The sequence below is a fragment of the Deinococcus terrestris genome (genome assembly GCF_009377345.1).
Taxonomy (GTDB): domain Bacteria; phylum Deinococcota; class Deinococci; order Deinococcales; family Deinococcaceae; genus Deinococcus; species Deinococcus terrestris.
Map to the genome: position 1 here is coordinate 66685 of NZ_WBSL01000006.1, position 12757 is coordinate 79441.

A 12757-nucleotide genomic window follows, 5' to 3' on the forward strand; every position below is an offset into this window, starting at 1 on the left:
GACCCCCATGACGCCCGGCTCCCCCCGCCCCCAGCCCCAGATCATTCCCTGTGTGGACATCCAGTCGGGCCGCGCCGTGCGGCTCTACGAGGGCGACCCCGACCGCGAGACCGTGTACTTTGACTCGCCGCTGGACGCGGCCCGGCACTGGGTCAGCCTGGGTGCAGGGCTGGTGCATCTGGTGGACCTTGACGCGGCGACCGGGCGCGGGGAGAACCGGGCTATTCTTCGCCAGATTGCCGCCGAACTGGGCGTACCCGTCGAGGTCGGCGGCGGCATCCGCGCCCGCGCTGCCGCCGAAGCCCTGCTGAGGGCCGGGGTCGAGCGGGTGGTCATCGGCACGGCGGCGGTGAAACACCCCGAACTGGTGCGTGACCTGATTGCCGCGCACGGCCCCGAGCGGGTGGTCGTGAGCCTCGACGCGCGGGGCCTGGAGGTCGCCATCCACGGCTGGGCCGAGGGCAGTGGGTTGGGGGTCGCGGAATTGACGCCTCAGCTGGCCGACGCCGGGCTGGAAACCCTGATCTTTACCGACGTGACCCGTGACGGCACCCTCAGGGGCCTCGACCGCGAACTCATGCGGCAGGTGCGCGGCCTGTGGGTGAACACCCTGATCGTGGGGGGCGGCGTGGCGAACGTGGAGGACGTGCGCCTGCTGGCCGAGGAAGGCATCGAGGGCGCCATCGTGGGCCGCGCGATCTACGAAGGCACGCTGCCCTACCCGGTGCCGGAGCTGTGATCAAAAGAATGGGGGCGCGGAGGAGTCTTTCTCCCCGCGCCCCGACTTCCATCTCTGCTCCTACTTCTTCTGGCCGCCTGTCAACCCCAGCACCCGCAGCACGATCACGGTGGGCACGGCCAGCAGCGCCGTCACGGCGTTCCACAGCGTTCCGCGCACGGTGGGAAGCACCCGGCCTTCCTCGCGGGTGGGGACCTCCGGCAGCACGCGCGGCAACTCGGCCCGACGCTCCTGGACCCCGTGAACCAGCCGCGCCCAGCGCCCCGGAATGGGCTTGCCCTGCTCGGCGGCCTGCTTGAGGCCCTCCAGTTCCTGGTCGCTGGGGGTGGGGTCGAGGTCGGCGCCCTTGTTGATCAGTTCCTCTTTCTTGGTGACGCTGACGGCGCCGCCCGCGCCCGAGCCGTACTTCTGCGAGTAGACCCAGGTGACTTCCGCCCCGAAGAAAAAGATCATCGCGGAGTAGTAGATCCACAGCAGCAGGATGACCAGCGCCCCCGCCGCCCCAAAGGCGCTGCCCGGCGCGAAGCGGCCCAGGTACCAACTGATCGCCAGTTGCCCCAGCCCGAACAGCACGGCGGTCACCGCGCTGCCCACCCAGACCTCGCGCCACTGGAGCTTGACGTTGGGCAGCACCTTGAACACCCCCGCGAACACCAGCGTCAGCACGCCCACGCTGACCAGCAGCGTCACCACCCGCACGAAAAAAGCGCCCAGCCCGATGGCGTTGCCCAGCTCCCCGGCGATGGACGACAGATAGGTGTTGCCCACCAGAAAGGCGATGACCAGCACGCCGAAGGCCAGGATCAGCACGAAGGCTTGCAGGCGCGACTTCACGATGTTCCACACCCCGCCCGCTGGTCCCGGCTCTGCGCCCCAGAGGGTGTTGAGGGCGTCCTGCACCTGCACGAACAGCCCGGTCGCGCCCAGAAACAGCGTCACGAAGCCGATGATGCTGGCGATCACGCTCGACTGCTGAAGCTGGTTGCCCGACGGCAGGATGCCCTGCACGAACTCTACCGCGCTCTCATTGATGTTCTCGGCCAGGAACGAGAAGAGGCGTTCTTGCACGTCCACGTTGGCGAGCAGCCCGCTGGCGACCGCCAGCACGAAAAACAGCAGCGGCGCGACGGCAAAAATCGAGTAGTACGCCACCGCCGCCGCCAGCCGGGGGGCCTTGTCCTGCCCGAAAGCCAGGGCCGCTTCCCGGATCAGGGTGAAGAGGTCAGGCAGTTTGAGCTTCATGGGGAGCAGTGTACCGGGGGGAGGCCTGAGCGCCGGACACCGCGCCGGGGCAGGTTTCTTCACGCTCGGCCCCCTCCCCGCCCCTCTGTTAGCCTCACCCCATGCGCCCCATCCCGCCCGGTTTCACCCAGACCCTCACTGTGCTTGTCACCGACGAGATGACCGTGCAGTTCGCCGAACTCGGTGCCGTTCACCCGGTGTACGCAACCTACTGGCTGGCCCGCCACTTCGAGGAAGCCGGGCGCAAGATCATCCTTCCCTTTCTGGAAGACGGCGAGGGCGGCATCGGCACCCAGGTGGATGTGACCCACACCGCCTCCGCGCTGCCCGGCATGACGGTCACCGTCACCGCCACCTTCACCCGGATGGAAGGCCGCCGGATTTTTTGCGACCTCCGCGCCGTCTCCGAACTGGGCGACGAGATCGGGCACGGCACAACAACCCAGATGGTGCTGCCCCAGGCGAGAATTGACGCGAACTTTGAGACGCTGCGGGAACGCTGGCAGGCGCACCGAGAGCAGGCCTAAGAAAACCCCCGCCGAAGCGGGGCTGGAGGATGATGGCCTGCTGGCGGCGCTTACGCCCCCGGCTGCGTCACGTCCCGGCCCTGGGTGGGCGGGATGGTCGCGGGTTCCTCAGCGGGCTTGGGCAGCAGCACGAGGTCCAGCACCTGCCCCACCCGCTCGAAGGTGTGGATGCGCAGGTCGCCCCGGATGGACTCGGGCACGTCCTGAAGGTTGGGTTCGTTGTCCTTCGGGATGATGACCTCGCGGATGCCGCCCTGATGGGCCGCGAGCAGCTTCTCCTTGACGCCGCCGATGGGCAGCACCCGGCCGCGCAGGCTGATCTCGCCCGTCATCGCCACGTCCAGCCGCACCGGGCGCCCAGTCACCGCGCTGATCACGGCGGTGGCGATGGTGATGCCCGCGCTGGGGCCGTCTTTCGGGGTCGCCCCGTCGGGGAAGTGGACGTGCAGATCCATCGTCTTGTGGAAGTCGGGGTCGGCCCCGTAGCGGGCCGCGTTCGCACGCAGGTAGGCGATGGCGGCGGCCACGCTCTCCTTCATCACGTCGCCCAGCGAACCGGTCATGACGATCTTGCCGGTGCCGGGGGTCGCCAGCGCCTCGACCAGCAGCATCGTGCCGCCCACGCTGGTCCACGCCAGGCCCTGCGCCACGCCGACCTGCGGCTCTTTCTCCATCCGGTCGGGGCGGTGCTGCGGCACGCCGAGGTACTCGGGGATGTCGGCCGCGTCGATCACCTTCAGGCCCTCCCAGGGCTGCTCCAGCAGTTCGCGGGCGGCCTTGCGGGCCAGCTTGCTGATCTGGCGGTCGAGGTTACGCACGCCGCTCTCGGCGGTGTACTCCTCCACGATCCGGTTCAGCGCCGCGTCGGTGATCTCCAGCCGCCCGGTCAGGCCGTGGCTCTTGATCTGGCGGGGCACTCGGTAGCGCTTGGCGATCTCCACCTTCTCGGGCTGGGTGTAGCCCGGAATCTGGATAACCTCCATGCGGTCCAGGAGGGGCCGGGGAATGGTCTGAAGCGTGTTCGCCGTCGTGATGAACATGACCTGCGAGAGGTCGTAGGGCACTTCGAGGTAGTGGTCCTGGAAGGTGTGGTTCTGCTCGGGGTCCAGCACTTCGAGCATCGCGCTCGACGGGTCGCCGCGCCAGTCGCTGCTCATCTTGTCGATCTCGTCGAGCAGGATGATCGGGTTAGTCACGCCCGCCGTCTTCATCGCCTGGATGATCCGGCCCGGCATCGAGCCGATGTAGGTGCGGCGGTGGCCGCGAATCTCGGCCTCGTCACGCACACCGCCCAGCGCCATGCGGACGAACTTGCGGTTCAGGCTGCGGGCGATGCTCTTGCCCAGCGAGGTCTTGCCGACTCCGGGAGGGCCGACCAGCACCAGGATGGGCGCCCGCAGCTCGGCGTCGTCGGTGCGCTCCTCGGCGGCCCGCTCGCGGCGCTGCTCCTCGGTCTCGCCCTCCTTGTGGGTGAGCTGGCGCACCGCCAGGAACTCCAGGATGCGGTCCTTCACGTCGCCCAGGGCGTAGTGGTCGGCGTCCAAGATCTCGCGGGTGCGCTGAATATCGAGGATCTCCTCGTCGCGCTTGCTCCAGGGCACGTCGGTGAGCCAGTCGATGTAGTTGCGCACGACCGTGCTCTCGGGGCTGCCGCCGGGGGTGCGCTCCAGTCGGGCGAGTTCCTTGAGGGCCTTGTCCTTGACCGTCTCGGGCATCCCGGCGGCCTCGATCTTCTCACGCAGGGCGTCGACCTCGGCCGGGCCGTCCTCGCCGCCGCCGAGTTCCTTGCCGATGGCCTTCATCTGCTCGCGCAGGTAGTACTCGCGCTGGTTGGCGTCCATCTGCTCCTTGACGCGCCCGGCGATCTTCTTGTCCATGTTGAAGCGCTCGGTGTCGCGCGTCAGCAGCCGCAGCACCGCCTCCAGCCGCGCCCGGACGTCCAGCGCCGAGAGAACCTCCTGCTTTTCCTCGGGGGTCCAGGTGGCGTGGTGCGCGACCGAGTCGGCGAGCGCTCCCACGTCGGTCAGGTTCTTCAGGCCCTCGAGCTGGTAGTTGTCCAGCCGCAGGTTCTTGTTCTGGCGCTGGTACTCCTCGAAGGCGGCCTTGACCTCCTGCGCGATCACCTGCACCTCGCGGGCCTGGGTCTCGTCCGTGGGGACCGTGGCCGCCTGCGTCTCGGCGCGGACCCGCAGGTAGCTGCTGGGCACCTCGTCTTGCACGCGGGCGCGTTCCTGCGCCTCGACCAGCACCTGATAGGTGTTGTCGGGCATCCGCACGACCTGCTTGACGACCGCCAGCACGCCGACCTCGTACAACTCGGCGCGGGTGGGGTCGTCGGTGCGGGGGTCGCGCTGGGTCAGCAGCAGCACGCGGCGGTCGCTGCTCTGCGCCTCGTCCACAGCCCGCTTGCTCTTGGGACGCCCCACATCGATGTTCATGGTGATGCCGGGCAGGATGACCATATTTCTGAGGGCGACTACGGGAAGTTCCCAGATCATGCTTGCTCCTTCGGAAACCGGCCGGGGGCCGGGAATTGGGTGAGTCTAACGCGGGAGGCCACAACGACAGTCCCGCCCACGATGTCCCGGAATTCTAGGGACCTGGGCGGGAAACCGCTGTAATCTCTCTTGCGTTTAGGCAGACTTCTTGAGTCCGTTAGACTCAAGCAGCGCGAGGGGATTGTCGATGTGCTCGGCGTCGAAGCGCAGGTCGCGCAGGCCCTCGACCGGCAGCTCGAACAGCAGATCGGTCATCGCCTTTTCCAGCACAGCCCGCAGTCCACGCGCTCCCGTCTTGCGCTCGCGGGCGCGGTGGGCGACCTCACGCAGCGCCGCCTCGCTGAATTCGAGGTTCACGTCCTGAAAGCCGAACAGCGCCTGGTACTGCCTCACGATGGCGCCCTGCGGCTCGGTCAGGATGCGGACCAAGGCGTCCTCGTCGAGGTCCTGAAGCTGCACGACCAGCGGCAGGCGGCCCACGAACTCGGGAATCAGCCCGAACTTCACGAGGTCCTCGGGCAGGAAGCGCAGTTCCTCCTTCTCCTCGCCCTTGTGCTCGGCGCCGAAACCCACCGCGCGGACATTGGTGCGGGCGCGGGCGATCTCGGCCATGCTCTCGAAGGCCCCGCCCACGATGAAGAGGATGTTCCGCGTGTTGACCTGCACGAGTTCCTGCTGTGGGTGCTTGCGGCCCCCCTGCGGCGGCACCTGCGCGACTGTGCCCTCGATGATCTTGAGCAGGGCCTGCTGCACGCCCTCGCCGCTCACGTCGCGGGTGATGGAGGTGCCTTCGGACTTGCGGGCGATCTTGTCGATCTCGTCGATGTAGATGATGCCGCGCTCGGCCGCCGACACGTCGTACTCGGCGGCCTGGAGCAGGCGCACGATCACGTTCTCCACGTCGTCGCCCACGTACCCGGCTTCCGTCAGCGTGGTCGCGTCCGCGATGGCAAAAGGAACTTCCAGCATCTCAGCCAGCGACTGCGCGAGCAGCGTCTTGCCCGTCCCGGTCGGCCCGATCAGGAGGATGTTGCTCTTTTGCAGGTTCACGTCGGGGTGCGCGAGGCGCTGGTAGTGGCTCACGACCGCGACCGCGAGAGCCTTCTTGGCCTCGTCCTGCCCGATCACGAACTCGTCGAGGTAGGCCTTGATCTCGCGGGGGGTGGGCAGTTCTTCCAGAGAGAACTCGCTCCCGGCCTTCTTGTTCTGCTTGACGAGTTCGTGCGCCCGGTCGGTGCACTCGTTGCAGATAAAGGCCGCGCGGCCCGGCGCCTCGATCAGCTGGGCGATCTGGGGGTGCTGCCGCCCGCAAAAGGAGCAGCGGTCCCCACCCGGTGCGCCGCGCCCGGTCACAGCGCGGCCTCCAGCGAGCGGGTGTTCTCGATCACGGAGTCGATCAGGCCGTACTTCTGGGCCTCCTCGGGCGACATGAAGTAGTCGCGCTCCATGTCGCGCAGCAGCTTGTCGTGCGGGAGGTCGGTGTGCTTGTGGTAGATGCTGACCAGCTTGTCGCGCAGGTGCAGCACCTCCTTGGCCTGCACCTCCAGGTCGGGGGTGTTGCCCCGGAAGCCCGCCGAGCCCTGGTGGATCATGATGCGGCTGTTGGGCAGGGCCATGCGCTTGCCCTTGTCCCCGGCCATCAGCAGGACCGAGCCCATGCTCATGGCGATGCCGACGCAGATGGTCGAGACGGGCGCCTTGATGTAGCGCATGGTGTCGTAGATCGCCAGCCCCGCGTAGACCTCGCCGCCGGGGCAGTTGATGTACATCTGGATTTCCTGCTCGGGGTTTTGCGAATCGAGGAGCAGGAGCTGGGCGACGATGGTGTTCGCCATCTGCGACTCGATGGGCGTGCCCACAAAGATGATCCGGTCTTTGAGCAGGCGCGAGTAGATGTCGTACATCCGCTCGCCCCGACCGGTCTGTTCGATCACGTAGGGAATCACGCTCATGGCGGGCATTATCGCACGGGTTCCCGCGCCGAACGTGGGCAAGGCTGCGCTGGGCGGTCGCCGCTAGGCTCCTTACCGACCCTTGAGACGGCCCGCCGTGCCCCGTGGGGCCGGGGTAGGCTGGAGTTCAAGTTCACAACCCAGGAGGTGTCCAGCGATGACCAGACGCGAACACGAGGAACACACCGAGACCACCGAGGTCACCACGCCGGACGGCGAGACCCACCGCCACACCGAACACCACGAGGTGACGGGGGAGGCCCCGCGCGAGCCCGAACCCCAGACCGAGACGACGACCACCACGACGACCACGATCTTTCAGGACTGACGAGAGAGAAACAGGGCCGGAGCGGCGAAGGCTCCGGCCCTGTTCCCCTGTCCCGCTCCCTCAGTCCACGATCATCGGAATCAGGACCGGGTTGCGCCCCGTCGCCTTGCGGACAAAGCGGCGCACGGCCCCGTACATGTCGTCTCGCACGTCTTCCAGCCGCTTCTTCTCGCGCAGGCCGCCCTCGACGGCCTCCAGCGCGACCTTGCGAATCTGGCTGTCGAGTTCGCGGTTGGACCGCACGAACCCGCGTGAGACGATCTCGACGTGCGGGGTGGGATGCAGCACCGCCGTCATGATCAGGATGCCTTCCTGCCCCATGGAGGCGCGGTCGAGCAGCACGTCGTCCCCGATGTCGCCCACGCCGAGGCCGTCCACGTACACCGCCCCGGCGGGCACGGTGCCCGTCACCTTGAACTCGTCGGGGCCGACCCGCACCACGTCGCCGTTCTTGGCGATCAGGGTGCGCTTGGGGGGGCGGGGCAGCGTCTGCGCGAGCTTGGCGTGGTTGATCTGGTGCCGGGGCTCGCCGTGCCAGGGCAGGAAGAACTTGGGCCGCGCGAGGTTGAGGATGGTCGCCAGCTCCTCCTGCGACCCGTGCCCGGAGGCGTGGACCCGGTAGGTGGGCGGATAGTACACGTCCACACCGATCTCGTACAGGCGGTTGACGATCAGGTTCACCGCCTCCTCGTTGCCGGGGATCGGATTGCTGGACAGGATCACGCTGTCCCCGCGCCGCAGGGCGATCTTGGCGTGGTTCCCGAACGCGAGCCGCCCCAGCACCGCCATCGGCTGCCCCTGCGAGCCGGTGCAGACATACAGAATCTGCTGGTCTTGCAGTCCGGACACTTCCTCGGAGGTCAGGAAGGGGTCGGGCGTCTCGAGGTGCCCGGTGGCCTGCGCGACCTGCGCGTACTTCAGCATCGAGCGGCCTTCCATCACCACCCGGCGGCCCTGGCGGTGGGCGATGTGCAGCAGATTCTGGATGCGGTTGACCTGCGAGGCGAAGGTCGTCAGGAAGACCCGGCCCTTCAGGCCCGAGATCAGCTCCTCCAGATTCCTGGCGACCTCGGCCTCGCTGGGGGTGCGGCCGGGGCGCTCGGCGTTCGTCGAGTCGCTGATCAGGAGCAGTACGCCGTCTTTCCCGGCCTGCTCGATGCGGGCGAGGTCGGAGGGCTTGCCGTCGGCGGGCTGCTCGTCAAGCTTGAAGTCGCCGGTGTGCATGACCACCCCGGCGGGCGTGGTCAGCAGGTAGCCCATGTTGTCGGGGATGGAGTGGGTCATCCGCAGGAACTCGACGTGGAAGTGTTTGCCGATGCGGACCTTGTCGTTCAGGTCCACCTCGCGCAGGTCCACGTCGCCGTCCTTGATGCCGAACTCGGAGAGTTTCTCGCGCACCAGCCCCAGCGTCAGGGGGGCCCCGTACACCGGCACCTTGGGCAGCCGGGGCAGGATGTAGGGCAGCGCCCCGATGTGGTCCTCGTGGCCGTGGGTCAAAATCCAGCCCTTGATCAGCCCGGCGTGCTGCTGGAGGTAGTCGATGCGCGGAATGATCAGGTCGATGCCCATCTGGTGGGCGTCCGGAAAGGCGAGGCCGCCGTCAACGACCATGATCTCGTCGCCATAGCGGTAGGCGGTGATGTTCTTGCCGATCTCGCCCATGCCGCCGAGCGGAACGACTTCGAGGTGGGGAGCGGCGCCCGTCGGCGCGTCTTGGGATGGTTTGGTCATGAGGTCTCCGGGGGAGTCCGGTACGCGGCGGGGAGGCCGCGGGCACGGGGCGAGAGATGCAGCCAGGCCCGAAACGGCGCGGGGCATGGCCCAGGGACAGCGGATTGTGTCGGCCCGGTCCGGGAGGGGAGCACGGGGCGCAGTCCCCGCAGCCTAGCACAGCGTCCCGCGCCCCCGGAGGTGCGCGGGGCGAATGCAGCGCCCTGCACGATTTCTTCTGAACTGCCCGTGAAGCCGCGTATCATGAGGGGGTGAGTGCCCAACGGATTCTTGTGATCGAGGACGACCTCGACATCGCCAACGTGCTGCGCATGGACCTCGGGGACGCGGGGTATGCCGTGGAGCACGCCGACTCGGCCATGAACGGCCTGATCCGGGCACGCGAGGACCACCCGGACCTGATCCTGCTCGACCTCGGCCTGCCCGACTTCGACGGCGGCGACGTGGTGCAGCGGCTGCGCAAGAACAGCGCCGTGCCCATCATCGTGCTGACCGCCCGCGACACCGTCGACGAGAAGGTCCGGCTGCTGGGCCTGGGCGCCGACGACTACCTCATCAAGCCCTTTCACCCCGACGAGCTGCTCGCACGCGTCAAGGTGCAACTGCGGCAGCGGGTCACCGAAAGCCTCACGATGGGTGACCTGACCCTCGATCCCCAGAAGCGGCTGGTGACCTACAAGGGCGAGGAACTGCGGCTCTCGCCCAAGGAGTTCGACATCCTCGCCCTGTTGATCCGGCAGCCGGGCCGGGTGTACTCGCGCCAGGAGATCGGCCAGGAAATCTGGCAGGGCCGTCTCCCCGAGGGCAGCAACGTCGTGGACGTGCATATGGCGAACCTGCGGGCCAAGCTGCGCGACCTCGACGGGTACGGCCTGCTGCGGACGGTGCGCGGCGTCGGGTATGCCCTGCGCGGATGAGGCCCCGGTGTCCCTGACGCCCCCGGCAGGGGCCTCGGCCCTGCTGGGCGCCCTCCCTGACCCCGTGCTGCAGCTGACGGAGGAAGGGGGCGTGGCCTGGCTCAACCCGGCCGCCCGCGAGCGGCTGGGCGAGCCGGGGCCGGGGGGCTGGCGGGACCTCTTCTCGCCGGAGACGGCCGGGCTGCTGGCCGAGGCCGCCGCGCAGGTCCGCGCCGGAGCGCCCGAGGTGCGCCGCAGCGTGGGCCTGCCCGGCTCGCTCTCCTCGGCGCTGGCGACCCTGACCCCCGACGGAGGGGGGGGCGTGCTGCTGCACCTGCGCGACTCCCGGCACCCGCTGGAGGTCGCCGAGGAACTGATGGATGGCCTAGGCCTGGGGCTGCTGGTGCAGGCGGAAGATGGCCGGGTTTTGCAGGCCAACGCCGCCGGGCAACGCCTGCTGGACCTCAGCCTCGCGCAGATGACGGGGACGGTCCCGGCGCAGGGCGACTGGCACGTCGTCTCGGCGGCGGGCGACCGGCTGTCCTCGGAGGAACTGCCCACCCGCGCCGCGCAGCAGACGGGCGAGGCGCAGCGTGACGTGCTGCTGGGGGTGGCCCTCCCGCAGGAGGCGGGGGGCACCCGCTGGCTGAACGTGACGGCCCTGCCGCGCCACATTCCTGGCACCCGGCAGGCCAAGCAGGTCACGACCGTGTTCGCGGACGTGACGCGCGAGCAGACCCTGCGCCGCGAACTGGAAAGCAGCGAGCAGCGTTACCGCTCGCTGGTGGAGGCGACCTCGCAGATCGTCTGGACCACCAGTGCCGACGGCACCTTCGGGGGACCGCAGCCGGACTGGACGGCCTTTACCGGGCAGCCGGAGGCCGAGTACACGGGCGCAGGTTGGCTCACGGCCCTGCACCCTGAGGACCGCGCGTCGGCCGAGCTGGCCTGGGCGCACGCCTCGGCCACCCGCAGCCTGTACCAGACCGAGTACCGCCTGCGCCGCGCCGACGGCACCTACGTGCCCATGCTGGCGCGGGGGGTGCCTGTGCTGGCGCCGGACGGTCAGGTGCGCGAGTGGGTGGGCGTCAACCAGGACCTCAGCGCGGTGCGGGCGGCGGAAGAACACCTGCGGGCGCTCAACGCCGAGCTGGAGGACCGGGTGGCGGGGCGCACCCGCGAACTGGCCGAACTGACCCGCTTTTCCACCCTGCTGCTCACGGCGGCGGGCGAGGGCATCTTCGGGCTGGACCGCCGGGGGCGCACCACCTTTGCCAACCCGGCGGCGGCCCGGCTGCTGGGCTACAGCATCGAGCGCCTGATCGGGGCCGACCAGCACGCCCTGATTCACCACCACCGCGCGGACGGCGCGGCCTACCCGGTCGGAGAGTGCCCCATCCACCAGACCCTGCAAGACGGCCAGCCCCGCCGCTGCGAGGAGGACGTGTTCTGGCACGCGGGGGGCCGGGCCGTGCCCGTGTCCTACGTGGTGTCCCCCACCCATGACGCGGCGGGGGAGGTCAGCGGGGCGGTCGTGATGTTTCAGGACATCGGCGAGCGCCAGCAGGCCCGCGCCGAACTCGAAGCCGCCGTGCGCGACCTGGAGCGCAGCAACGCCGAACTTGAACAGTTCGCTTACGTCGCCTCGCACGACCTGCAAGAGCCGCTGCGGACGCTGGGCAGCTACGCCGAACTGCTTGCGCGGCGCTACCACGGGCAGCTCGACGACCGCGCCGACCAGTACCTCGGGTTCATGGTGGAGGCGGTCGGGCGGATGCGCGGGCTGATTCAGGACCTGCTGAGCTTCGCGCGGGTGGGCCGCGCCGGGGGAACCGGGGCCGTCCCCACCCCGGTCTCGCTCGACGGGGCGCTGCGGCAGGCCCAGGGCAATGTCCGTGCCCTGCTGGAGGCGACCGGGGGGGAGCTGATCTGGGATACGCCCCAGACGGTGCGGGGCCATCCGGGGCTGCTGATCCAACTGCTGACCAACCTGATCGGCAACGGCCTGAAGTTTCACCGGGGGGGAGTGCCGCCCCAGGTGCGGGTTACAGCGGCGCAGGAAGGAGAAGAAGTTCTCATTCGGGTGGCCGACAACGGAATCGGGATTGCACCTGAGTATCATGAACGGGTGTTTGCGATCTTCCAGCGCCTCAACCCCCGCGAGACCTATCCCGGCAACGGCATGGGCCTCGCCATCTGCCGCAAGATCGCCGAGGCGCATGGTGGTGGCCTCACCCTGACCTCCACGCCCGGCGAGGGCACGACCTTCCTGTTGCGGCTGCCGCTGTGGCGGGAGGACGCGTGACCCCCGACCTCACCGCCCCGGCCCGGACCGGGCACATCGAAATTCTGCTGGTCGAGGACAGCGAGCCGGATGTCCTGCTGACTCAGGAAGCCTTCGAGGGAGCGCGGGTACCCAACCGCGTCCACGTCGTCCGCGACGGCGTCGAAGCCCTGCGCTTCCTGCGCCGCGAGGACGAGCACGCGGGCGCTCCCCGCCCCGACGTGATCCTGATGGACATCAACATGCCGCGCAAGAACGGGTTGGAGGTGCTGGGCGAGATCAAGGCCGACCCTGACCTCGCCACCATTCCGGTCGTGATGCTCACCACCAGCCAGTCGGACGACGACGTGCGCGGTTCCTACGCCCGGCACGCCAGCGGCTACGTGGTCAAGCCCGTCGGCTTCGAGAATTTCCTTCAGGCCATCCGCGCCTTCGAGGACTTCTGGATGACCTTCGTGCGCTTTCCGCCCCGCGCCTGATCGGCGCCCGCCCCCCTGGCCCCTCGGCCGGGGGTCTTCTTTGTGGCTTCGCAAGGCCAGGACATCACAGCGACCGGCCAA

11 protein-coding genes are annotated in these 12757 nt (G+C 68.8%); 6 read left to right on the top strand and 5 right to left on the bottom strand.

Annotated features, from left to right (window positions below):
* Positions 1-7: 7 nt before the first annotated feature.
* A complete protein-coding gene (gene hisA, locus F8S09_RS12620) occupies positions 8-739 on the top strand; it encodes a 1-(5-phosphoribosyl)-5-[(5-phosphoribosylamino)methylideneamino]imidazole-4-carboxamide isomerase (RefSeq protein ID WP_152871844.1) in 732 nt (243 codons plus the stop codon).
* A 60-nt stretch (positions 740-799) separates the two neighbouring features.
* Here the strand turns inward: hisA and F8S09_RS12625 are convergent, their stop codons facing one another.
* The gene (locus F8S09_RS12625; RefSeq protein WP_152871845.1) at positions 800-1981 is read right to left on the bottom strand and encodes a YihY/virulence factor BrkB family protein; all 1182 of its coding nucleotides are present in this window, start codon (positions 1979-1981) and stop codon (positions 800-802) included.
* Between the two features lie 101 nt (positions 1982-2082).
* Between F8S09_RS12625 and F8S09_RS12630 the strand changes: the two genes are divergently transcribed.
* Positions 2083-2508, top strand: a complete 426-nt coding sequence (locus F8S09_RS12630) for a thioesterase family protein (RefSeq protein WP_152871846.1) — start codon at positions 2083-2085, stop codon at positions 2506-2508.
* Between the two features lie 50 nt (positions 2509-2558).
* Here the strand turns inward: F8S09_RS12630 and lon are convergent, their stop codons facing one another.
* From lon to clpP, 3 genes are all read right to left on the bottom strand, one after another.
* A complete protein-coding gene (gene lon, locus F8S09_RS12635) occupies positions 2559-5006 on the bottom strand; it encodes an endopeptidase La (protein ID WP_152871847.1) in 2448 nt (815 codons plus the stop codon).
* 135 nt (positions 5007-5141) lie between these two features.
* On the bottom strand, positions 5142-6359 hold the full coding sequence (clpX, locus tag F8S09_RS12640) for an ATP-dependent Clp protease ATP-binding subunit ClpX (protein WP_322618799.1): 1218 nt from the start codon (positions 6357-6359) through the stop codon (positions 5142-5144).
* Positions 6356-6967 carry an ATP-dependent Clp protease proteolytic subunit gene (gene clpP, locus F8S09_RS12645; RefSeq protein ID WP_152871848.1) on the bottom strand — a complete coding sequence of 204 codons (612 nt, stop codon included), beginning with the start codon at positions 6965-6967 and terminating at the stop codon, positions 6356-6358. Before clpP ends, clpX begins: the two co-directional genes overlap by 4 nt.
* A 148-nt stretch (positions 6968-7115) precedes the next feature.
* On the opposite strand from clpP, the gene F8S09_RS17700 reads away from it, so the two are divergent.
* Positions 7116-7286 carry a hypothetical protein gene (locus F8S09_RS17700; protein ID WP_194165336.1) on the top strand — a complete coding sequence of 57 codons (171 nt, stop codon included), beginning with the start codon at positions 7116-7118 and terminating at the stop codon, positions 7284-7286.
* A gap of 60 nt (positions 7287-7346) precedes the next feature.
* On the opposite strand, the gene F8S09_RS12650 is transcribed toward F8S09_RS17700, so the two are convergent.
* Positions 7347-9017, bottom strand: a complete 1671-nt coding sequence (locus F8S09_RS12650; protein WP_152871849.1) for a ribonuclease J — start codon at positions 9015-9017, stop codon at positions 7347-7349.
* 251 nt (positions 9018-9268) lie between these two features.
* On the opposite strand from F8S09_RS12650, the gene F8S09_RS12655 reads away from it, so the two are divergent.
* Genes F8S09_RS12655 through F8S09_RS12665 form a run of 3 tightly spaced genes read left to right on the top strand, consistent with a single transcriptional unit; the run spans position 9269 to position 12676 of the window.
* Positions 9269-9934, top strand: a complete 666-nt coding sequence (locus F8S09_RS12655) for a response regulator transcription factor (RefSeq protein ID WP_104989698.1) — start codon at positions 9269-9271, stop codon at positions 9932-9934.
* Between the two features lie 7 nt (positions 9935-9941).
* Positions 9942-12218, top strand: a complete 2277-nt coding sequence (locus tag F8S09_RS12660; protein ID WP_322618800.1) for a PAS domain S-box protein — start codon at positions 9942-9944, stop codon at positions 12216-12218.
* On the top strand, positions 12215-12676 hold the full coding sequence (locus F8S09_RS12665; RefSeq protein WP_322618801.1) for a response regulator: 462 nt from the start codon (positions 12215-12217) through the stop codon (positions 12674-12676). Before F8S09_RS12660 ends, F8S09_RS12665 begins: the two co-directional genes overlap by 4 nt.
* Positions 12677-12757 lie beyond the last annotated feature (81 nt).